We start from the raw sequence: 21,610 nt of genomic DNA, 5'->3' as shown, positions 1-21,610 counted from the left end.
ACGGCATGCGCACCTTCCTGCAGGTGCTCGTGAACACCGCGATCGCGAACATCACCACGAGCTTCCTCTGGTTCGCGCTCACGTTCTGGGTCTACCTCGAGACGCGGTCGGTGCTCGCGACCGGCATCATCGGCGGCGCGTACATGCTGCTCATCGCCTTCTTCGCGATGCTGTTCGGCTCGATCGTCGACCGCCACCGCAAGCTGCAGGTCATGGTCTTCTCGAGCCTGGTGACGCTCGGGGCGTTCGTCGTGGCCGGCGTGCTCTACCTGCTGCAGCCAGAGTCCGCGCTCGTCGACCTCGGCGGGCCATGGTTCTGGGCGTTCTCGGGCATCATCCTCTTCGGCTCGGTCATCGAGCACATGCGCAACATCGCGCTCTCGACCACGGTCACCCTGCTCGTGCCGGTCGAACGGCACGCCAATGCGAACGGCCTCGTCGGCACCGTGCAGGGCCTCGCGTTCATCGTGACGAGCGTGTTCAGCGGCCTGTCGATCGGCCTGCTCGGCATGGGGTGGACCCTCGTCATCGCGATCGCGATGACGCTCGTCGCGCTCGTGCACCTGCTGTTCCTCACCGTGCCCGAGGAGCGACCGGTGCCCGCCGAGGGTGAACGCGCCTCGACGATCGACCTCAAGGGCAGCATCGCGGCCATCCGCTTGGCGCCTGGGCTGTTCGGCCTCATCATCTTCTCGACCTTCAACAACCTCATCGGCGGGGTCTACATGGCGCTCATGGACCCGTACGGCCTCACCCTGTTCCCCGTCGAGGTGTGGGGCATCGTGCTCGGCGTCACGGCGACCGGCTTCGTCATCGGCGGGTTGGCGATCGCGAAGTTCGGGCTCGGCAAGAACCCCATCCGCACGATGCTGCTCGTCGTCGTGGCCATGGGCGTGCTCGGCGCGCTCTTCACCATCCGCGAGTGGTGGTGGCTCTACGGGCTCGGCATCTGGGTCTACATGGCCCTCATCCCGGCGGTCGAGGCGGCCGAGCAGACCGTCATCCAGAAGGTCGTGACGTTCCGGCGACAGGGCCGGGTGTTCGGCTTCGCGGCGGCGATCGAGTCGGCGGCCGCGCCGATCACGGCGTTCCTCATCGCGCCGATCGCCGAGTTCGTCATCATCCCCTACATGGAGACCGATGCCGGGCAGCAGTCGTGGGGCTGGCTGCTCGGCGAGGGCGAGGCCAGGGGCATCGCGTTCGTGTTCCTCGTCGCGGGCCTCGCCATGGTCGTGCTGGCGCTCGCCGCGTTCACCACCAGGTCGTACCGACTGCTCTCGGCCGAATACCGGTCGGGCCCAGGGGCGGCGCCGTCGGAGGCCGAGGCCGATGATGATGCAGGTGCGGACGAGCTCAGCGCACGACGTAGCGCAGACTGACGACGCCGCCGGGCCGCGCCTCGACGTGGCCGAGTTCGAGCGCGCGGTCGCCGACCGCGGGCGGGGTGAACGATCGCCCCGCACCCAGCAGCACGGGCACGACGCGCAGGTGCAGCTCGTCGACGAGTCCGGCGGCGAGCAGCGCGTCGGTGAGCGTGAGGCTCCCCCACACGATGACCGTGGCGAACCGCTCCTTCACCATCGCGGCGGATTCGAGTGCGTCGCCGCGCAGCACCTCGATCTCGCCGTCGCCCCATGGCGCCGCAGCCAGCGTGTTCGAGACCACGAACTTCGGCAGCCGGTTGATGAGCTCTGCGACCTGCTCGACCGCGGGGTCGACGCCCGGCCAGTAGTCGGCGAACATGCGATAGGTCGTCGCGCCGAACAGGATCGCGTCGGCCTGCGAGACGTAGGCGAGCTGCACGGCGTCGTTGAGGTGGACCTCGCCGTCGGCGCCGGGTCGCACGAGTGCCTCGAAGAAGTCGATGCCTCCCGCTGGGTCGGCGGCGTATCCGTCGGCGGTGACGACCTGTTCGACGAGGAGGCGGCCCATCACTCCCTCCCGGAGTCGTCGAGGTGTTCGACGAGCAGATCGAACGCGGAGTCCCAGCCGTCGTAGACGTTCTCGTCGCCCGGGGCGCCGTCGACGCCCAGCACGTGGAAGGTCATGCGCGTCTGCTCGCCACGCTCGCCGTGTTCGGCGAGCTCGATCGTGAGCACGGGCGCGGTCTCGTCGGGGTCGTCGGGCGAGCCCCAGGTCATGACGAGCCGCTCGGGCGGCGTGATCTCACGGTAGACGCCGGCCGTCGGGTACTCGGTTCCGTCGGGCGCGATCATCGTGTAGCGGTACCGCCCACCTGGGCGCACGTCGAGGTCGACGCTCTCGCGGGGCGTGATGATGCCGCGGGGGTGCCACCAGATGGCGGCCTCGTCGGGATCGGTCCAGGCCTGCCAGACGAGGTCGCGGGGTGCGTCGAAGACGCGGGTGATGGTGAACTGCTTCGTTGCGGAGGCGGTCTGCTCAGGCATCCGTCTGTCCTTTCAGCTCGCGGAGTCGCTCGTCGAGCACGTCGAAGCGCGCGTTCCACTCGCCACGGTGGCGTTCGACCCAGGCGGATGCCTCGTCGAGCGGCTCGGTGCGGAGTGTGCAGGTGCGCCATTGGGCCGTTGCGGTTCGTTCGATGAGCCCTGCCCGCTCGAGCACCTTCAGGTGCTGCGAGATCGCCGGGCGGCTCATCGCGAAGGGCTCCGCCAGTTCGCCGACGGTCGTCGGGCCGCCGCGGAGCCGCGAGAGGATCTCGCGCCGCGTCGGATCGGCGAGCGCCTGGAACACGAGGCTGAGCTCGTCGGGCCCGTTCTGCATGTAAGCAACTCCTTAATTAATCGTTTGCTTACCATAAGGCGCGTCTCGTACCGCGTCAAGGGTCGGGTGGTCGGGTGGCCGGGTGGCCGCGTTCGGCGCCGGCCCGCATTCGGCCCGCCTCCGGCGCCTCGACTACGACGAAGGCCGGACGACGCCATGCTCGTAGGCGTAGACGACGGCATGCACGCGATCGCGCAGCCCGAGCTTCATGAGCACCTTCGACACGTGGGTCTTCACGGTGGCCTCGCCGACCCACATGCGCTGGGCGATCTGCGCGTTCGAGATCCCCTCGGCGAGGAACTCGAGCACCTCGCGCTCACGGTCGGTGAGCGACGCGAGTTCCGGTGAACCGGAAACAGGAATGGGCCCCTCGGGCGAGCTGCTCGTGCCTGTTGCCGGTGCGGTGGCGCCAGCCGCGCCTGTTTCGGGAGCGGCGGCCGGCCGCGGCATCCGCTCGGCTCCGCTGCTCGCGACCGCCTCGATCACGCGCCGGGTCACGTCGGGTGAGAGCAGCGCGTCGCCGCGGGCGACGACCTGCACGGCCTCGATGAGCTGTTCGGGGCTCGAGTTCTTCAGCAGGAACCCGCTGGCGCCGGCCTCGAGCGCCTCGAACAGGTAGTCCTCGCGGTTGAAGGTCGTGAGCACGAGCACGGCTGCGGTGGAGGTCGCATCGGCCGTGATGCGGCGCGTCGCCTCGAGCCCGTCCATCCCGGGCATCTGCACGTCCATGCAGACGACGTCGGGCGCGAGGGCTGCGACCTGGGCGATCGCCGCGGCACCGTCGGAGGCCTCGCCCACGACCTCGATGCCGTCCTCGGAGTCGAGGATCGTGCGGAAGCCGGCGCGCACGAGGCTCTGGTCGTCGACGACGAGCACGCGGATGCTCACGAGCGCACCTCCTCTCGGCGCAGCGGGAACCTGGCGCGCACGAGGTAGCCGCCACGAGCCCGCGGACCGGTCTCGAGGGTGCCGCCTGCCGCGGCGACGCGTTCGCGCATGCCGAGCAGGCCGAGCCCGCCGCCGGCAGGGTCGGCGCGGCCTGCCGTGCCGGTGCTGCGCCCCGTCGTCGACCTCGTCGCGCTGCCCGAGTTCGTCACCTCGAGTTCGACGGCGTCGTCGTCCCACCGCACGCGCACCTCCGCGGTCGCCGCGGATCCGGCGTGCTTGCGCACGTTCGTGAGGGCCTCCTGCGCGATGCGGTAGGCGCTGAGGTCGACGACCGCCGACACCGCGCGCGGTTCGCCGACGATCGCGAGGGTCACGGGCAGCCCGCTCGTCGCGCTCTCGGCGACGAGGTCGTCGATGCGATCGATGCAGCGGGTCGAGGTGCTCGCCGTCGCCGGACCGTCTCCGACGGCGCGTCCGGTCGCGAGGTCGATCGAGCCGGTGTCCGCATCGCCGCGCAGCGTGCCGAGGAGGCCGTGCAGCTCGTCGACCGCGTCGCGTGCGCTCGACTCGATGGAAGAGAGGGCCGCGGCCGCGGCATCCGGATCCTTCGCGAGCACGCGGCGCGCGGCACCGGCCTGCACCCCGATGACCGACACGTGGTGCGCGACGACGTCGTGCAGTTCGCGGGCGATGCGCAGCCGCTCGAGGGCGACCGCCTGCACGCGCGTGCGCTCGCGTTCGGCGGCGAGCTCGGCGGTGCGCTGCTCGAGCTCGGCCCGCGCCCGTGCCGAGCGGTAGGCGGCGTCGCCGAAGTACCACGCGCCGCCGAAGTACAGCAGGTTCGTGAGCACGTTGATGAGCCCGTAGGCCACGTATGGGGAGAGCAGCCCCTCGCGCCCGAGGTTGGGCAGGTAGTCCTGCATGGCCGAGTAGGTGATGAGCCCCCAGAACAGCCAGGCGAACATGCTCACGACGATCACCGTGCGCACGATGTTGGCGCGGCTGCGGCTGCGTGACCAGGCGCCGACGGAGTAGATCGCGATGAAGAGCGCGATGTTCGAGAAGAGCAGCTCCATCGTCTCGGTCATCGCCCCGATGATGAAGGCGGCGGATGCCGTGATCGCCACGACCTCGGGCCAACGACGCCGCACGGCCAGAGGCGCGGTCATGCCGAGCACCCAGAGCGCCGAGCCCCACCACGGGGCATCGTCGCCGATGCCCGCTATGCGGTAGAGCACCACGCTGCCGGCGGACGCGACCGCGAGGACGGCGGCGAGCACCAGGTCGTTGCGGAACGCCCGGCGTCCGGGCCGCGGACGGACCCACTCGACGCCGTCGATGACGGATGGTTCGAGGGTGGCGCTCATCCCCCAACGCTACCGAGGCGGGGCCCGCAGCGGATCCGTCGCGCGGCGGAGTTCCGCCGCCGGGGCGTGGGTGGGCGGATGCCTCGACCCGCCGTCGCCGGGATTAGGCTCGCTCGCATGAGTCACGCCCTGCCCGTCGAAGCCGCCGTCCTCGCCGAACTGCACGGGGTGCTGCGTCCCGACCAGGTGGTGACGGATGCCGCGACGCTCGCCGAGTACGCGCACGACGACGCCGAGTGGGCGCCGTTCGAGACCCCGCTCGCCGTGGTGCTCGCCGAGTACGAGCACGACGTGGTCGCCGTGGTGCGGCTCGCCGCGGCAACCGGGATCCGAGTGGTGCCCCGTGGTGCGGGCACCGGGCTCTCGGGCGGAGCCAACGCCGTGGCGAACAGCATCGTGCTCTCGCTCGAGCGTATGACGCGGATCGTCGAGATCGACGCCGACGAGCGGTTCGCCGTCGCCGAGGCCGGCGTCATCAACGACACGCTGCGCCAGGCCGTCGCCGAGCAGGGCCTCTGGTATCCGCCCGACCCGGCGAGCTATCGCATCTCGACGATCGGCGGCAACGCGGCCACGAACGCGGGCGGCATCTGCTGCGTGAAGTACGGCGTCACCCGCGACTACGTGCTCGGCCTGCGCGTCGTGCTCGCCGACGGTGAGATCGTCGACCTCGGCCGGCGCACCGCGAAGGGCGTCACCGGCTACGACCTCACGGCGCTCATGGTCGGGTCGGAGGGTACGCTCGGCATCATCACCCAGGTCACGGTGAAGCTGCTGCCGCTCGCCGGCCGTGAGGAGCGGGCGATCGTCGGCGCCTTCGGCTCGCTGGTCGCCGCCGGCGAGGCGGTCGCGGCGATCAGCGCGTCGGGCATCGTGCCGTCGGCCCTCGAGATCCTCGATCGCACCTGCATCGAGGCGATCGACGCCTGGCAGTCGCTCGGGCTGCCGCACGGGGTCGACACCCTGCTGCTCGCGAAGGTCGACGAGGTCGGTGCGCTCGGCGAGCGGCACGCGGCATCCGTCGCCGACCTCATGGCCGTCGCCGGCGCGCTCTCGGTCGAGCAGGCCGTCGACGCCGACGAGGTCGACCGGCTCTTCGTCGCACGTCGCCTCGCGTACCCCGCACTCGAGCGCCTCGGACCGGTGCTCACCGAAGACGTCTGCGTGCCGCGCGGGGCCGTGCCCGAGATGCTCGCGCGCATCCAGTCCGCGGCGGCGGAGTACGACGTCGTCATCGCCAACATCGCGCACGCGGGCGACGGCAACCTGCACCCGCTCATCATCGCGCCAGAGGGCGACGACGACGCGAAGGCCAGGGCGAAGCTCGCGTTCGACCGCATCGTCGACGAGTGCCGCGAGCTCGGGGGCACGGTGACGGGCGAGCACGGCGTCGGCCTGCTGAAGCTGCCCGGCGCGGAGCTCGAGCTCGGCGAGCGGGTCATCGCGATGCACGCCTCGATCAAGCGGGCCCTCGACCCGAAGGGCACGCTGAACCCGGGCAAGGCGTTCCCGGGCTGAGCGCGCGAGAGGCGGATGCCGCGGCTCAGCGGGCGAGGAACGCCAGGAGCTCGTCGTTGAAGCGAGCAGGCTGCTCGAGGTTCGCCGCGTGTCCGTCGTGCTCGATCACGGTTGAGCTCGCGAGCGGATTCAGCTCGGCGGACGCCGCGGCGTGCGCGGCGGGCCAGAACTCGCTCTCGGCTCCGGCGACGAAGAACGCGGGCACCTCGGCTGCGGCGATCCCGGGTCGCCAGTCGCGCTTCGCGTGATCGCCCAGAAGTGCGAGCTCGGCCTCGGTGAACGTCGGCTTGCCGCCCTTCGGCAGTTCCATCGCCCGCAGCACCCGCGCGATGCGCACGAGCCCCTTGGTCTTCAGCGGGAATCTGCCCGGATCGGGGATGCCGGTCGCGAACAGGGTGTCGGCGTTGGTGTCGTCGTAGTCGTAGAAGCCGTGCGCCCAGTCGTCGGAGTTCAGCATCTTCGGCGTCTGGTCGACGATTACGACGTCGCGGATGCCGCGGGCGCCGGTCGAGCCTTCGGTGCCGGCCGACCCGGCCGACCCTGCAGTGCCGACCGAGCCCGCAGCGCCGGCCGACCCGAGCAGCGCCCAGATCGCGTTGCCGCCCATCGACTGCCCGACGAGCGTCGCGTCGACGAGGTCGAGCTGCTCGACGAGGTCGCCGATGTCGGCGCCGTGCCGGTCCATGGTGTGGCCGTCTTCGGGGCCGATCTCGGAGCGCCCGTGCCCGCGACGGTCGAACGCGATGACCCGGTAGCCCGCCCGCGTGAGCGGCTTCACCTGGTAGTGCCAGCTCGTCGCGGCGGCCTTGAATCCGGCGATGAGCACGACAGGTCGGCCCGCCGGGTCGCCCGATTCGACGTAGTGCAGGCGGATGCCGTCTGAGCTCGTGATGGTCGGCATCTTCGTCGTCTCGTTCCTCGAACGTTCGGCCGGATCATCCGGCGTGTGGCTCAGTCTGGTTCGGCGTGGACCCGCGGGCAAGCCCGGGCGGCACATGCGCGCGCCCGGGCTGCAGCGGATCAGTCCAGCGGGTCGGCCGCGAGGTCGCGCGTGCGGTAGAACTCGTGGTCCCAGAGGGCGTAGATCGCCCAGGTGGGCAGGATGTACGACTCGGGCATGAAGTCGCGCTGCGACGCGTGGATCTGCCACCCCTCGAACTTCGTGCCGACCTCGGCGGGCATCGCGTAATTCGGCTCGGGCTGGTTCGCGACGACGAAGGCGCCGACCTTGCCGCCGAATGCGATGAGCGCCTTCGTCGGGCTGATCGTGTAGACGATCTCGTCGGGGCCGGTGTACGAGCCGCCGGCCTCCTCGAGCTGGGCGATCGCGAGCTCGGTGACGTGCCCCATCTGCATGTGGTCCTCGTGACCGGTGGCACCGCTCGCGGGCCAGAACGTCACGACGACGTCGGGCTTGATGCGGCGCATCGTGGCGGCCACGCGGTCGACGAGCTCGTCTTCGTCGACCTCGGGCACGCCGCCGTCTGGGTAGTCCCAGACCTCGTGCTCGTCGACGCCGAGGTTGAAGCTGTTCTTCAGCGCCTCGGCCTTGCGGATGTCGCCGAGATCCTCCTGGCGTCCGACGACGGGGCCCTGCTCGCCGGCCTCGCCGCGGGTCGCCGTGATCATGGCGGTGTACGCGCCGTCGCGGTGCTTGGCCCGGAAGAAGAGCCCGTTCACGGTCTGCTCGTCGTCGGGGTGCGCGAAGACGCCGAGCACCCGGGTGCCGCCGAGTTCGCCGACGACGGACTCGACGCCTTCGGCGGAGGGTTCGTGGAACAGGTCGCGTCCGGCCCAGTACACCCCGCCGACGAGGGCGAGGGCGACGGCCGAGACGGTGATGAGCGCGACAGTGCGCTTGCGCATGTGGGTGCTTTCGGGTCGAGCGGATGCCGCGCGGCGGCGTGGGTGGCGCCGGATGCCGCGGGCGTGGGGGTTGCAGCATGCTACTCCGCGGCATCCGATCGCCCGAATCACGCTCGGTTTCGGGAGGCGAGGAGGACGGGAGCCGGACGGGGGGAGGGCAGGAGCGGGCGAGGAGGCGGCCGCTGCACGTGGGTGGCGGCCGCGACGGAGGAGGCGGAGGATGGGCGGGTGAGCCGGATCGCGCCATGAGCTCGCCGACGGCAGCGACGCCGTCGGTGCCGACCTCCACGCCGGGCCGCGTGCAGGCCGTCTACTTCACCCTGCTCATCGGCAACACCCTCGCGGCATCCTTCATCTGGGGCATCAACACCCTGTTCCTGCTCGATGCGGGGCTCACGAACCTCGAGGCGTTCGCCGCGAACTCGTTCTTCTCGATCGGCATGGTCGTGTTCGAGGTACCGACGGGCGTGATCGCCGACACGCTCGGCCGCCGGGTGTCGTACCTGCTCGGCACGGTGACGCTGGCCGTGACCACGGTGCTCTACTACCTGCTGTGGGTGTGGCACTCGCCGTTCTGGGCATGGGCGCTCGTCTCGGTGCTGCTCGGGCTCGGGTTCACGTTCTTCTCGGGCGCGGTCGAGGCGTGGCTCGTCGACGCGCTCACGGCGACGGGGTACACGGGCAGCCTCGAGCGGGTCTTCGGGCGCGGCATCTCGGTGGCGGGCATCGCGATGCTCGGCGGGTCGACGCTCGGCGGCGTCGTCGCGCAGGCGACGGATCTCGGGGTGCCGTTCCTCATGCGCGCGGGCGTGCTGGTGCTCATGTTCGTGGTCGCGTGGCTGCTCATGCGCGACCTGGGGTTCACGCCGGCCGGCCGGGGGCACCCGATCGCGGCGACGAAGCAGGTGCTCGTGGCATCCGTGAAGTACGGGCTCGGCAGGCCGGGCGTGCGCTACATGATGCTCTCGTCGATGTTCACCGCCGGCGTCGGGTTCTACGTCTTCTACGCGCTGCAGCCGTACCTGCTCGAACTGTGGGGCGACGAGGGTGCGTACTCGATCGCCGGACTCGCGGCGGGCATCGTGGCCGGGTCGCAGATCATCGGAGGGCTCGTGGCGCCGTGGCTGCGTCGGCGGTTCCGCAAGCGCACGACGTCGATCATCCTGTCGGTCGCGGTGAGCGCCGGCATCCTCGTCGTGCTCGGCGTGAACCGGAGCTTCTGGGTCGCGCTCCTCCTGCTCGTGCTGTGGTCGCTCATCGATGCGGCCGCGGGGCCGGTGCGCCAGGCGTACCTGAACGACATGATCCCCTCGAGCCAACGCGCGACCGTGCTGTCGTTCGACTCGCTCGTCGGCAGCACGGGCGCCGCGGTGATCCAGCCGGTGCTCGGGCGGTCGGCGGATGTCTGGGGCTACCCGTTCTCGCTCGCGCTGAGCGGTGCGCTGCAGGCGCTCGCGGTGCCGTTCGTCTGGCTCAGCCGGCGCAGCGGCGAGGCGGCGGATGTCGCGACGGTGACAGGCGAGGTCGGCGGCCTCGGAGACCCCGGAGACCCCGGAGACCCCGGCGACCCGACGGCCGACGTGGGCGACGTGCCTCCGCGAGCCGAGTAGGCGCGCAGCCCGGATCAGCGCTTGGCGGGTCGGTCGAACCGGGGCGAGATGAACTTGGCGGCGACCCACCCGAGGATCGCCGTGATGAGCCAGACGATCACGGTGGCGAGGATCCAGCCGCCGAGGCCGTCGAAGCTGACGCCGCTGAACAGCGAGGCGATCCACAGCGCGAGGAAGGTCGAGATGAGGCCCGCGATGCCCGCCACCGTCGGTGCCGAGCGGTGGAAGATGCTGCGCACGAGCCACTCGACGAGCGCCTGCGCGATGGCGAACACGAGGATCGCCACGATGAAGCCGCCGGGGTGCACGTGGAAGCCCGGAACGAGCAGGGATGCGACCAGCAGCGCGATGGCCGCCGTCGCGAGGAAGACCGCCAGGTTGAGGAGGTTGCGCACCATGCCGTGAGCGTAGCGCCCGTCGCGGCGTTCGTGCGGGACGACATGCCCTGAGCATGCGCTGGGAGGATGTGCCCCGAATGGGGGGTGGCGGTAGGATCAGGTGATGTCACTGCGCCGTGGGATCGTTCGGCGTCGCCGAACGCACGCCACCCGCACCCAGAGCGGTACGGGTCACGGTCGAGCCCCGAACCCGAACGGGCGCGGCCTCAGCCGCAGGGCCCTCGGGTTCGGGGCGGCCGGCGTGCTGGTGCTCTGCGCGATGGGCGCGACCGCCGGAGTGCATGCGGCCGGCGGCGACGACGCGTCGCCCGCGGTGATCCTCGCCAAGGTGCTCGGCACCGATCGCGCCGACGACGGCGACATCGGAACCGACGCGTCGGGAGTGCGCCAGATCGACGGTGGCGCGGCCGATGCCGACGGCGACTCGGGCTCCGACCCCGCTCCGACCCAACCCCCGCCGGCGACGCCCGCGCCGCCCGCGGAGGCGACTCCGACGCCGGCTCCCGACCCCGACGGCGCCCCCGTCGTGCCCGGCCCGCCCGACGAGCCCCTCGACCCGAGCGACCCGATGTCGCCTGAGTACAACCCCTACGTCACGGTCGGCGACCCGGCCTTCGTGTCCGACGCTGAGAAGTCGGCCTGGCTCGGTCGTGAGGCGATCGTGCGATCATGCATGGCTGACGCGGGCTTCGAGTACCTCGACTGGCAGTGGTGGCTCGGCGGCAGCCCTGAGCCCCTCGGGCTCTCGGGTGATGAGGCGATCGCCTGGTCGACCGCGTTGCGAGGCTCCCCCGAGACCGACGATGGATGCCGCGCGCAGGCGCAGCGGCAAGCCGAGGCCGCCGAGGCGGCCGGCACTCCGCTGAGTGCGCCGGTGCCCCCGCTGCCGGGCCCCGAGGTGCCGACCGCACGCGAGAACTGGCTCGAGTTCCAGTCGGCCGTGCGCTCGTGCATGACCGAACTCGGGCTCGACTACGGCTACTGGGAGTACTGGAACCCCGCCTACGACTCGCCCGACGGGTCGCCGGCGATGCCGTCGGGCCTGAGCGATGAGCAGATCGCCGCGTGGAACCTCGCCGCGTTCGGCGACACGAGCGACACCAACGCCGGCGGCGGATGCTGGTCGACCGGGCTCGGCGCCAGCGGCTACCGCACGTTCGACTGACCCGCACCCCGGGTCGAGACGCGGGGCGGCGAGCTCGCTACGCCGAGAGGTCGACGACGGTTCCGTTGAGCTCGGCCGCAGCCGCGGCATCCGTGCTCCAGAGGTCGACGACGGAGGTTGCGAGCCGCCCCTCGAGCCCCTCGAGCGCCTTCACGCGGAACGTCACGGCTGCGGCCGGCGCCTCGGCCTTCGCGATGCCCTGCGCGAGGGAGCGCATCCACGACTCGCTCGCGGCCTTGACCGCGGTGTAGTTCGCGCCGCCGGCCGTCGGCGCAGCGACGGTGGTCGAGGAGACCATCGCGATGCGGCCGGCGGGCGAGGCGAGCAGGTCGTCCCAGAACGCCCGGCTCACGTATCGGAGCGCCGTGAACGAGCGCTCGAGCACGCGGTAGTCCTCTTCGGTCTGCCCGGGGATGCCGCCGCCGCCGCGCCAGCCGCCGACGAGGTGAATCACGCCGTCGACGTCGCCGACCGCCGCGTGCACCCGCATCGCGAGCTCGAGCACGTCGTCGCCGTCGGTCAGGTCGGCGCGCTCGCCGACGACGCCGGGGATCTCGGCCTCGAGCGCGTCGATGCGGCCCTGGTCGCTGCCGACCGCGATGACGCGCGCGCCCGCCTCGAGCAGGGCCCGCGCGAGCACGCGCCCCGAGGCGCTGGTCGCGCCCGCGATGAGCACGGTGCGGCCGGCGAGGCCGGTGACGGCCGGGAACTGATCGGTCATGAGGTCGCCGTGATGCCCACGGTCGACTCGATGACGGGCTTCATCTTCTTGTCGAGGGCCTCGTAGAACATCGACAGAGGGAACTCGTCGTCCATCACGAGGTCGGTGTAGCCCTTCGGCGGCCCGGCGAGCACCTCGCGCGGCAGGCCCTCGGCCCACATCGACGCGGGGTTCGGCGTGACGACGCTCGTGACGAGGTCGTAGGCGGCGAGCCAGTGCACGGTCTTCGGGCGGTCGATCGACTTCCAGTAGAGCTCGTCGATCGCGTCGCCGAGCTCGACGACCGCGTCGGGCACGGCGTCCCAGTCGAAGCTCAGCGAGACATCCGTCCACTCGAGCACGTGCTTGCGGTGCAGCCATGCGAAGAGCAGCTGGCCGCCGAGACCGTCGTAGTTGCGCACGCGCGAACCCGTGATCGCGAAGCGGAAGATGCGGTCGAAGATCACCGCGTACTGCACGAGCTTCGCGTGCTCGAGCAGCTGCGCCTCGACGTCGGTGAGCGCGTCGCCCGAGGCCGACCTGGCGCGCAGGCTGCGCTCGATCTTCACCGACTCGCGGAACGCGGTGAGGTCGCACCGCAGCTCCTCGAGCGAGTAGAGGAAGAACGGCATGCGCTGCTTGATCATGAACGGGTCGAACGGCAGGTCGCCGCGCATGTGCGTGCGGTCGTGGATGATGTCCCACATCACGAACGTGCGCTCGGCGAGCTCCTGGCTCTCGAGCAGCGCGGCCGCGTCGGCCGGCAGTTCGAGCTTCGTGATCTCGGATGCCGCGCGCACGACCTTGCGGTACCTGGCCGCCTCGCGGTCCTGGAAGATCGCCCCCCACGTGAACGGAGGGATCTCGCGCATCGCCACGGTCTCGGGGAACAGCACCGCCGAGTTCGTGTCGTAGCCGGGCGTGAAGTCGACGAGGCGCAGGCTCACGAAGAGCTTGTTGCCGTAGTCGCCGGCCTCGAGCGCGGCGATGAACTCGGGCCAGATCGTCTCGACGACGAGCGCCTCGACATGGCGGTCGGGCGAGCCGTTCTGCGTGACCATGGGGAACACGACGAGGTGCCGGATGCCGTCGATGCGGTGCCGCTGCGGCTGGAACGCCAGCAGCGAGTCGAGGAAGTCGGGCACGCCGAAGCCCTCGGCCTGCCAGCGGCGGAAGTCGACGACGGATGCCGCGAGGTACTCGGCCTCGTGCGGGAACCGCGGTGCGAGCGCCTCGATCGACGCGACGATCGTGTCGACGAGCTCGCCGGCGCGCCCGTGGTCGGTGGCCTCGGCGACCGAGCCGTCCTTGACCTGCAGGGACTGCAGCTCGGTGGCCGCGGACTTCAGCGCGAGCCACGCCCGGTCGGTCTCGACGCCGGTCGCGAGTGCGAGGTCGGCTGCGCTGAACGCGTCTTCGAGGACCTCGGGTTCGCCGATGATGGCGTCGGCAGCAGTGGTCGACATGTGAACCTCCGTTCCTCGGGAATCGCGCCGATCGGCGCTGGATGCGCGGTGGGAATCGCCGTGCGGTTCAAGGCTACGAGGCATTCGAGTGCGATTGGTTGACAACCGGTGCACGATTGCTGCGTTCCTCCGCGATTCGGCGGAACAGATCGCCAAGCGGCGGAACATGCGTGCGCGGGTGGCGGGAGCGGTCCGAACGGTCGCCGCGCCCGCGGCGGTAGCATCCGCAGCATGACCGATTCGGGCCGGGCGGCCGCCGAGCAGACCGCGGGTACGCTCGCCGCGGCGATCGATGCGGCCGGTGATCCGGTCGACGCGGAGTTCCTGCAGCGCTTCTTCAAGACGGGCCCCGGCCAGTACGGCGAGGGCGACGTCTTCGTCGGGGTGCGCGTGCCGACGACCCGCGCCATCGTGAAGGGCTTCGAGCGGATGCCGCTCGCCGAGGCATCCGCCCTGCTCGAGAGCCCCGTGCACGAGCACCGGCTCGCGGCCCTCATCGTGATGGTGCGGCGGTTCGAGGTCGCGAGCAGGCCCCGCACCCGCGACGACGAGATGCGGGGCGCGCTGCATGCCGCCTATCTCGACGCCGTGCGGGCCGGGCACGTGAACAACTGGGACCTCGTCGACGCTTCGGCCGAGTACCTGGTCGGGGAGTACCTGCGCTCGGGCGACGGCGACCTGACGCTGCTCGATCGGCTCGCGGCATCCGACGCGCTGTGGGAACGCCGGGTGGCAGTGCTCGCGACCTTCGCGTTCATCAAGGCCGGCGACGCCGGGCCGATCCTTCGGCTCGCGCCGAGGCTGCTAGCCGACCGCGAGGACCTCATGCACAAGGCCGTCGGCTGGATGCTGCGCGAGACGGGCAAGCGTGTCGATCGCGACGTGCTCACCGGGTTCCTCGACGAGTACGCAGCTCGGATGCCGCGCACGATGCTGTCGTACGCGACCGAGCACCTCTCGCCCGAGGAACGGGCGTTCTACCGCTCGCTGCGGTGAACCGCGGGCCGGCTCACCAGGGCTCGCCGACCTTGGGCAGGAACGCGCGCACCTTCTCGAGCGCGTCGGGGAAGCACTCGTCGAGCACCTCGGTCGCGCTGACGCCGGTGCCGTAGTCGTCGGTGAGGCGCAGCCCGACGACGGCGTTGATGAGCATTCCGGTGGCGAAGAACCCGCGGGTGTCGTCGGCCGAGAAGCCCGCGTCGACGCGGATGAACTCCCACAGGCGGCTGAAGCCGTCGCGCGCGACCTGGCCGATGCCGGCCTCCCCGCCGATCTGCGTTGAGCCGGCGATCACGGGCAGCATGCCGCGTTCGGCGAGCAGGCCGGTGTACGCGGCGCCGAGGCGCGACGCGCGCTCTTCGACCGGGCCGGGCAGGGCTTGGCGGAACGCCTCGAGCAAGTGCTCGTAGGCACGCTGGATGACCTCGATGTAGAGGTTCTGCTTCGTGCCGAACAAGCGCACGACGTAGGGCTGGCTCACGCCGGCCGCGCGGGCCACCTCGTCGGTCGTGGTGCCCACGTAGGTCTTGGAGCCGAATACGGCGGTGGCCGCGACGAGGATCTGCTCGCGACGATCGGCCGCGCTCATCCGGCCGGCCGGGGCGGCGGTTTCGAGGACTTCGGCGGCTTCGGGACTCATGCTTGACATGTTATCAGTCGATTACTACAGTGCAAGAAAACGTAAGTAATCATCCGATAACAACAACCTCGAACCCAAGGAGTCGCGCCATGTCCACCACGGCCGAACCGACCTCGATCAGCACCGAAGACCAGGTGACGGATGCCGCGCGCGGCCCAGGCGGCACGATCGACGACCCGGCGGGCCGCGGGTCCGACGCCGTCGCGGGCGGCCGTCGCGGCCCGCGCGCGCTCTGGCTCGTGCTGCTCGCCTCCGCGCTGCCGATGTTCATGGCGACGCTCGACAACCTCGTGATGACGAACGCGCTGCCCGTGCTGCACGCCGACTTCGGGGCATCCGTCGAAGAACTGCAGTGGTTCATGAACGCCTACACGCTCGCGTTCGCGAGCACGATCCTCATGGCCGTGGCGCTCGGCGACCGATACGGGCGGCGCACCGTCTTCGTCATCGGCATCGTCGTGTTCACGCTGAGCTCCGCGCTCGCGGCGCTCGCCACCGATCCCGGGCAGCTCATCGCGGCCCGCGCGGCCCAGGGCTTCGGCGCTGCGGCGATCATGCCGCTCTCGCTCACCCTGCTCGCCGGCTCGGTCTCGCTCGCACGCCGCCCGCTCGCGATCGGCATCTGGGGCGGCGTCGCCGGCCTCGGCGTCGCGGTCGGGCCGCTCATCGGCGGCGCGGTCATCGAGGGATGGTCGTGGCAGGCGATCTTCTGGATCAACGTGCCCGTCGGCGTGGTCTCGGTCGTGCTCGCCCTGCTCGCCCTGCCGAACAGCTTCGGCGCCCGCCTTCGGGCCGACGTCGTCGGCCTGCTGCTCTCGGGGCTCGGACTGCTCGCGCTCGTCTACGGCATCGTGCGCGGCAACGAGGCCGGCTGGGACAGCACCGAGGTGCTCGCCGGCCTGATCGGCGGCGGCGTGCTGCTGCTCGCCTTCCTGTTCTGGGAGACGCGTGCGTCGGCACCGCTGCTGCCGCTGCGACTGTTCCGCGACCGCAGTTTCTCGGTGGCGAACCTCGTGGGCTTCGGGTTCAGCTTCGGCGCCTTCGGGTCGATCTTCATCCTGATCCAGTTCCTGCAGGTCGTGCAGGGTGCGAGCCCCTTCGAAGCGGCGGTGCAGACCTCGCCGTGGACCCTCGCCCCGATGGTCGTCGCGCCGCTGGCCGGCATCTTCGCCCCGCGGGTCGGCACCCGCACGCTCATCGTCGCCGGACTCGCGCTGCTCGGCGGGGCGCTGTTCTGGCTGACCACCCTGCTCGAGCCGGGCGTCGAGTACGCGGCGTACGTCGTGCCCTTCATCGTCGCCGGTGTCGGCATGGGCCTCGTGTTCGCGCCGTCGGCGACGGCCGTGCTCGCGACCATGGCACCGGTCGACCACGCCAAGGCGAGCGGCACGAACTCGATGCTCCGCGAGGTCGGCGTCGCGCTCGGCATCGCGGTGTCGACCGCCGTGTTCACCGGGGCCGGCGGCGAACTCGTGCCCGACCTCTACACGGTGGGCGCGCAGCCGGCCGTCGCCGTCGGTGCGGCCGTGCTGCTCGCCTCCGCGGTCATCGGGCTGCTGCTGCCCTCCGGGCGCCGCTCGCCTGCCGCGATCGGCTGACGCCGGCTCCTCCGCGACCGGAGCACACGACGAAGCCCCCGCCCGGATGCACCGGACGGGGGCTTCGTCGAGAGCGTCAGTAGGTGCTGGTGACGGCGCCAGACGTGGCGAGCACCGAGAAGAAGACGATGGTGAGGATGATGCCGAGCACGATCGACGCGAAGCCGATGATGACGGCGGCGAGGGCGAGGCCGCGGCCGCGCTCGCCGGTCTTCTTGACCTGGCTGAGGCCGATGAAGCCGAGCACGATCGCGACGACGTTGAAGCCGATGATCGACAGCACGAAGCCGACGATCGACAGCACGTTCCACTTCTCGGACGGCGCGACCGGGGCAGCGGGCTGCGGGGCGGGAGCGGGGGCGGGAGGCAGGTCAGACATGCGGGCTTCCTTCTGGGTTGGAGTGGCGGTGATCGCCTCGGTGAAATGGCGGTGATCGCCGGATGCAGCGTGGCAGGTCTGGCGGTCGCCCGTCAATGGGGAGTACTCTGCGCCCGTCACGAGATGACGTCGGGCGTCACGACCCGGGCTGCGCTGCGCTACTCGACCGGCGCCGCGAGCACGGCTGCGATCGCGTCGGGCACGCGGTCGTCCTGCAACGACGTCGTGTCGCCGAGCCGGCGCCCCTCGGCGAGGTCCACGAGCAGCCGCCGCATGATCTTGCCAGACCGGGTCTTGGGCAGGTCGGCGACGAACACGACCTCGCGCGGCTTCGCGATCGGGCCGATGGCCGTCGCCACGTGCGAGCGCAGTGCAGCGGCCCGCTCCGCCGCGGGCGCCGAGGCTCCCGCGGTGCCGGTCAGGGCGTCGGATGCCACGACGAACGCCACGATCGCCTCGCCCGTCGTCGCATCCGAGACGCCGACGACCCCGGCCTCGCCGACTGAGGAGTGCGCGACGAGCGCCGACTCGATCTCGATCGTCGAGAGCCGGTGGCCCGAGACGTTGATGACGTCGTCGACGCGGCCGAGCAGCCAGATGTCGCCGTCGGCGTCGACCTTCGCGCCGTCGCCCGAGAAGAAGTATCCGCGGTCGGCGAAGCGGGCCCAGTAGGAGTCGCGGTACCGCTCGGGGTTGCCCCAGACGGTGCGCGCCATGCCCGGCCAGGTGCCGTCGACGACGAGGTAGCCGCCGTGGCCGCGCGCGACATCCGCCCCCTGCTCATCGACGACGCGCGTCGTGAGCCCGGGCAGTGCGCGAAGCGAGGAGCCGGGCTTCAGCGTCGAGACGCCGGGCAGCGGTGCCATGACGGCCGCGCCCGTCTCGGACTGCCACCACGTGTCGACGATGGGGGCGGTGCCCGCGCCGAGCTGCTCGCGGAACCAGATCCACGCCTCGGGGTTGATCGCCTCGCCGACCGAGCCGAGCAGGCGGATCGACGACAGGTCGTAGCCGCCCGCATCCGGCCCGGGGATGCCCGCCGGGAACCACGTCATGAGCGAGCGGATGAGGGTGGGCGCCGTGTAGTACGTCGTGACGCCGTAGCGCTCGATGATCTCGAAGTGTCGTCCCGGGTGCGGGGTGTTCGGCGTGCCCTCGTAGATGACGCTCGTCGTGCCCGAGAGCAGCGGGCCGTAGTGCACGTAGCTGTGCGCGGTGACCCACGCGAGGTCGGCGGTGCACCAGTAGACGTCGTCGGGCTTCGCGTCGAAGACCGCCCAGTAGCTGTAGGCGACGTGCGTGAGGTACCCGCCGGTCGTGTGCACGAGGCCCTTGGGCTTTCCGGTCGTGCCGCTCGTGTAGATGATGAAGAGCGGATGCTCCGCGTCGTAGCTCGCCGCCTCGTGCACGTCGGGCTGGCGGGCCACGATCTCGTGCCACCACACGTCGCGTCCGGGCATGAACGGCAGGTCGGGCGTCTCGTCGCCGGTGCGCCGGATCACGAGCACGTGCTCGACGGATGCCACGCCCGCGACGGCCTCGTCGACGGCGGCCTTGACCGGCACCGCCGCGCCCCGGCGGAACTGCCCGTCGGTCGTGATGACGAGCTTCGCCCCCGTGTCCTCGACGCGGAACCGCAGCGCCTCGGCCGAGAACCCGCCGAACACGAGCGAGTGCACCGCCCCGATGCGCGTGACCGCGAGCGTCGCGATGACGGTCTCGAGCAGCACGGGCAGGTAGACGACGACCCGGTCGCCCGCGACGATGCCGAGCTCGGTGAGCGCATGCGCCGCCTTCGCGACCTCGCGCTGCAGCTCGGCGTAGGTGAGCGATCGACGGTCGCCGCGCTCGCCCTCGAAGTGGAAGGCGACCTTGTCGCCGCGACCGGCCGCGACATGGCGGTCGACGGCGTTGACGCTCGCGTTCAGGCGCCCGCCCGCGAACCACTCCGCGCGGGGCACGCTGAGCTCGCCGGTCACGGCATCGGCGAGGGTCGGATGCCACGTGTGGGCCGTGTGCCAGGGCTCGGCCCAGTCGAGGCGCTCCGCCTGCTGCGACCAGAACTCGACCGGGTCGGCGGGGGCGTTCGCGATCCACGCCTCGTCGACGTTCGCCTGTGCGGCGAAGGCCGGCGCCGCGGGGAAGCGGCGGTGCTCGTCGAGCAGGCCCGAGATGGTGGGATTCGGACTGGCGACGGCATGCGTCGTCGGTGCGGCGGCCGCGGCATCCGTCACGCCCACTTGCGCACCGCCCAGCGCTCGAAGAGACCGACGAGCGAGTCGGTGAGTTTGCCGAGCACCGCGAGCAGGATGATCGCGAGGAAGATGCGGTCGATGCGGCCGTTCTGCCCGGAGTCGAGGAGCAGGAATCCGAGGCCCATCGAGCTCGCGATGAGCTCGGCGGCCACGAGGAAGAGCCAGGCCTGCGCGAGCGCGAGGCGCAGCGCCGAGATGACGGACGGCACGACCGCGGGCAGCTGCACCGCCGCGAACAGCCGGATGCCGCGCAGGCCGAACGCGCGTCCGGCCTCGAGGAGGTGGCGGTCGACGTGCCTGAGGGCCGCGGCGACGATCGTGAAGACCGGGAAGAACGCGCCGATGGCGATGAGGATGATCTTGGAGTCCTCGCCGATGCCGAACCACAGGATCAGCAGCGGTACCCACGCGAGCGACGGCACCGCTCGGATCGCGCCGAGCGTGGGCGAGAGCAGGATGTCGCCGAGGCGCGAGAGCCCGACGACGGCGCCGACGGCGAGCCCGAACACGGCGCCGATGGCGAAGCCGATGAACACCCGCTGCGTGGAGATGGCGACATAGAGGCCGAGCAGGCCGCGCTGCGCGAGATCGACCGCGGCGAGCCACACCATCTCGGGGCTCGGAAGCATCGAGACCGGCACCAGTCCGCTCGTCGAGACGAACTGCCACGCGAGCAGCAGGGCGACCGGGATGAGGGCGCCGCCGACGACGACGAACCATCGCCGATCGACGAGACGGCGATGCGAGACCGGCCCGTCAGGTGAAGCAGGGGCGACGGATGCCCCGCGACCGGCGGCGACCGACGTGTTCACGCCGTTCACCGCCACGCGGATCGCATCGCTCTCGTGGATCAGCGGGCCGGTGGTGGTCACCGGCGACTGCGAGGCATCCGTCATCTCAGGGGTCCTACTCGAAGCGCGACGGGTCGGCGGCGGTCGCGAACTCGTCGTTGATGAGGGTGTCGAGTGCCTCGTCGACCTGGTCCTGCGAGGCGACGTCGCCCAGCTCGACGAAGATCGGGCCGATCTTCTCGAGCACCGCGACCTGCGCGTCACCGGGGACATTGTCGACGTCGAGGTTCGTGCGCTCGTCGATCACCTTGGTGGCGACGGCCTCGTCGAGTCCGGCGACCTCGGCGAGGATCGCGGCGGTCTCCTCGGGGTTCTCTTCAGCCCACGCCCGAGCGTGCTCGTAGGCGTCGACGACGGCCTGGGCGACCTCGGGCTTGTTCTCGATGAAGTCTTCAGTCGCGTTCAGGAAGCCGTAGCTGTTGAAGTCGACGTTGCGGTAGAAGAGGCTCGCGCCCTCCTCCTCGGCACCGGCCATGATCGGGTCGAGGCCCGCCCACGCGTCGACCGAGCCGTTCTGCAGTGCGGCCCAGCCGTCGGCGTGCTGCAGGTTCTGCACGGTGATGTCCTCGGGCGCGAGGCCCTCGGCCTCGAGCGACTGCAGCAGGAAGAAGTAGGGGTCGGTGCCCTTGGTCGCCGCGACCTGCTTGCCCTTGAGGTCGTCGACCGAGTCGATGCCGGTGCCGTCGACCGTGACGAGGGCGGCCCACTCGGGCTGCGAGAAGATGTCGATGACCTGGATCGGCGAGCCGTTCGAGCGGGCGAGCAGCGCGGCCGAGCCGGCCGTCGAGCCCACGTCGATGGCGCCGGCGCGCAGGGCCTCGTTGGCCTTGTTCGAGCCGGCGGACTGCACCCAGTTGACCGTGAGGCCGGCATCTTCGAGCCAGCCCTGATCCTTGATGACGAGGCTCAGCGGGTTGTACGTCGCGAAGTCGATGTTGAGGGTCTGGCCCTCGAGCGAGGCGGCCTCGCCGGATGCCGCGGCGTCGGGCTCTGCGGCCTGGCCCTCGCCGGCGACGCAGCCCGAGAGCAGCAGGGCGCCGGCGGCGGCGCCCGCGACGAGCGCGGATCGAAGGAACGGTGCGGTGCGGGGCATTGGGATCTCCTCTTCGGGGCGACGCACGGTGCTGTGGTGCGTCGATGCTGGATGGTGCACGGAACGAGCGTGGTG

The 21,610-nt window shown here is 71.1% G+C and carries 21 protein-coding genes; 6 read left to right on the top strand and 15 right to left on the bottom strand.

Annotated features, from left to right (window positions below):
* The first annotated feature begins 5 nt into the window (after positions 1–5).
* Entirely contained in the window at positions 6–1,379 is a 1,374-nt protein-coding gene (locus tag ASE68_RS18585) for an MFS transporter (protein WP_055863079.1), read from the top strand.
* Here ASE68_RS18585 and ASE68_RS18580 read toward each other — a convergent pair.
* The 5 genes from ASE68_RS18580 to ASE68_RS18560 all read right to left on the bottom strand — a co-directional run bounded on the left by ASE68_RS18580 (position 1,354) and on the right by ASE68_RS18560 (position 4,997).
* Entirely contained in the window at positions 1,354–1,932 is a 579-nt protein-coding gene (locus ASE68_RS18580) for a dihydrofolate reductase family protein (protein WP_055863010.1), read from the bottom strand. The genes ASE68_RS18585 and ASE68_RS18580 overlap by 26 nt on opposite strands.
* Positions 1,932–2,408: an SRPBCC domain-containing protein gene (locus ASE68_RS18575; RefSeq protein WP_055863008.1), complete on the bottom strand. Its 477-nt coding sequence runs from the start codon at positions 2,406–2,408 to the stop codon at positions 1,932–1,934. The genes ASE68_RS18580 and ASE68_RS18575 overlap by 1 nt, the downstream gene beginning before the upstream one ends.
* Complete coding sequence (locus ASE68_RS18570; RefSeq protein WP_055863006.1) at positions 2,401–2,742, bottom strand: helix-turn-helix transcriptional regulator; 342 nt, start codon at positions 2,740–2,742, stop codon at positions 2,401–2,403. Before ASE68_RS18570 ends, ASE68_RS18575 begins: the two co-directional genes overlap by 8 nt.
* Before the next feature lie 132 nt (positions 2,743–2,874).
* A complete protein-coding gene (locus ASE68_RS18565; protein ID WP_055863005.1) occupies positions 2,875–3,630 on the bottom strand; it encodes a response regulator transcription factor in 756 nt (251 codons plus the stop codon).
* Positions 3,627–4,997, bottom strand: coding sequence for a sensor histidine kinase (locus ASE68_RS18560; RefSeq protein WP_055863003.1), 1,371 nt, complete (start codon positions 4,995–4,997; stop codon positions 3,627–3,629). Before ASE68_RS18560 ends, ASE68_RS18565 begins: the two co-directional genes overlap by 4 nt.
* Before the next feature lie 117 nt (positions 4,998–5,114).
* On the opposite strand from ASE68_RS18560, the gene ASE68_RS18555 reads away from it, so the two are divergent.
* The gene (locus ASE68_RS18555) at positions 5,115–6,515 is read left to right on the top strand and encodes an FAD-binding oxidoreductase (protein ID WP_055863001.1); all 1,401 of its coding nucleotides are present in this window, start codon (positions 5,115–5,117) and stop codon (positions 6,513–6,515) included.
* Between the two features lie 25 nt (positions 6,516–6,540).
* Here the strand turns inward: ASE68_RS18555 and ASE68_RS18550 are convergent, their stop codons facing one another.
* Complete coding sequence (locus ASE68_RS18550) at positions 6,541–7,416, bottom strand: alpha/beta fold hydrolase (RefSeq protein ID WP_055862998.1); 876 nt, start codon at positions 7,414–7,416, stop codon at positions 6,541–6,543.
* Positions 7,417–7,535: 119 nt separating this feature from the next.
* Positions 7,536–8,381 (bottom strand): PIG-L deacetylase family protein, encoded by an 846-nt coding sequence (locus ASE68_RS18545; RefSeq protein ID WP_055862997.1) that lies wholly within the window; start codon positions 8,379–8,381, stop codon positions 7,536–7,538.
* Between the two features lie 245 nt (positions 8,382–8,626).
* On the opposite strand from ASE68_RS18545, the gene ASE68_RS18540 reads away from it, so the two are divergent.
* Positions 8,627–9,991, top strand: coding sequence for an MFS transporter (locus tag ASE68_RS18540; RefSeq protein ID WP_055862995.1), 1,365 nt, complete (start codon positions 8,627–8,629; stop codon positions 9,989–9,991).
* Positions 9,992–10,005: 14 nt separating this feature from the next.
* Here ASE68_RS18540 and ASE68_RS18535 read toward each other — a convergent pair whose 3' ends face one another.
* Entirely contained in the window at positions 10,006–10,389 is a 384-nt protein-coding gene (locus ASE68_RS18535) for a phage holin family protein (protein WP_055862993.1), read from the bottom strand.
* Positions 10,390–10,492: 103 nt separating this feature from the next.
* Between ASE68_RS18535 and ASE68_RS18530 the strand changes: the two genes are divergently transcribed.
* On the top strand, positions 10,493–11,554 hold the full coding sequence (locus ASE68_RS18530; protein WP_055862992.1) for a hypothetical protein: 1,062 nt from the start codon (positions 10,493–10,495) through the stop codon (positions 11,552–11,554).
* 37 nt (positions 11,555–11,591) lie between these two features.
* Here ASE68_RS18530 and ASE68_RS18525 read toward each other — a convergent pair whose 3' ends face one another.
* The gene (locus tag ASE68_RS18525; protein WP_055862990.1) at positions 11,592–12,275 is read right to left on the bottom strand and encodes an SDR family oxidoreductase; all 684 of its coding nucleotides are present in this window, start codon (positions 12,273–12,275) and stop codon (positions 11,592–11,594) included.
* Positions 12,272–13,720, bottom strand: a complete 1,449-nt coding sequence (locus ASE68_RS18520; protein WP_055862988.1) for a DUF6421 family protein — start codon at positions 13,718–13,720, stop codon at positions 12,272–12,274. Before ASE68_RS18520 ends, ASE68_RS18525 begins: the two co-directional genes overlap by 4 nt.
* 231 nt (positions 13,721–13,951) lie before the next feature.
* Between ASE68_RS18520 and ASE68_RS18515 the strand changes: the two genes are divergently transcribed.
* On the top strand, positions 13,952–14,716 hold the full coding sequence (locus ASE68_RS18515; RefSeq protein ID WP_055862986.1) for a DNA alkylation repair protein: 765 nt from the start codon (positions 13,952–13,954) through the stop codon (positions 14,714–14,716).
* A gap of 13 nt (positions 14,717–14,729) precedes the next feature.
* Here the strand turns inward: ASE68_RS18515 and ASE68_RS18510 are convergent, their stop codons facing one another.
* Entirely contained in the window at positions 14,730–15,359 is a 630-nt protein-coding gene (locus tag ASE68_RS18510; protein WP_162238299.1) for a TetR/AcrR family transcriptional regulator, read from the bottom strand.
* An 89-nt stretch (positions 15,360–15,448) separates the two neighbouring features.
* Here ASE68_RS18510 and ASE68_RS18505 point away from each other — a divergent pair, with 89 nt between their 5' ends.
* Positions 15,449–16,957, top strand: a complete 1,509-nt coding sequence (locus ASE68_RS18505) for an MFS transporter (RefSeq protein ID WP_082462497.1) — start codon at positions 15,449–15,451, stop codon at positions 16,955–16,957.
* Between the two features lie 76 nt (positions 16,958–17,033).
* On the opposite strand, the gene ASE68_RS18500 is transcribed toward ASE68_RS18505, so the two are convergent.
* From ASE68_RS18500 to ASE68_RS18485, 4 genes are all read right to left on the bottom strand, one after another.
* On the bottom strand, positions 17,034–17,336 hold the full coding sequence (locus tag ASE68_RS18500; RefSeq protein ID WP_055862982.1) for a DUF4190 domain-containing protein: 303 nt from the start codon (positions 17,334–17,336) through the stop codon (positions 17,034–17,036).
* Positions 17,337–17,494: 158 nt separating this feature from the next.
* Entirely contained in the window at positions 17,495–19,510 is a 2,016-nt protein-coding gene (gene acs, locus ASE68_RS18495; RefSeq protein WP_055863074.1) for an acetate--CoA ligase, read from the bottom strand.
* A gap of 56 nt (positions 19,511–19,566) precedes the next feature.
* Positions 19,567–20,487 (bottom strand): ABC transporter permease, encoded by a 921-nt coding sequence (locus ASE68_RS18490; protein WP_200921787.1) that lies wholly within the window; start codon positions 20,485–20,487, stop codon positions 19,567–19,569.
* 10 nt (positions 20,488–20,497) lie between these two features.
* Positions 20,498–21,535, bottom strand: a complete 1,038-nt coding sequence (locus ASE68_RS18485) for an aliphatic sulfonate ABC transporter substrate-binding protein (protein ID WP_055862980.1) — start codon at positions 21,533–21,535, stop codon at positions 20,498–20,500.
* Positions 21,536–21,610 lie beyond the last annotated feature (75 nt).

The organism is Agromyces sp. Leaf222 (genome assembly GCF_001421565.1).
Lineage (GTDB): Bacteria > Actinomycetota > Actinomycetes > Actinomycetales > Microbacteriaceae > Agromyces.
The sequence above is the reverse complement of the archived record's forward strand: the minus strand, read 5'-3'. Positions and strand labels throughout refer to the sequence as shown.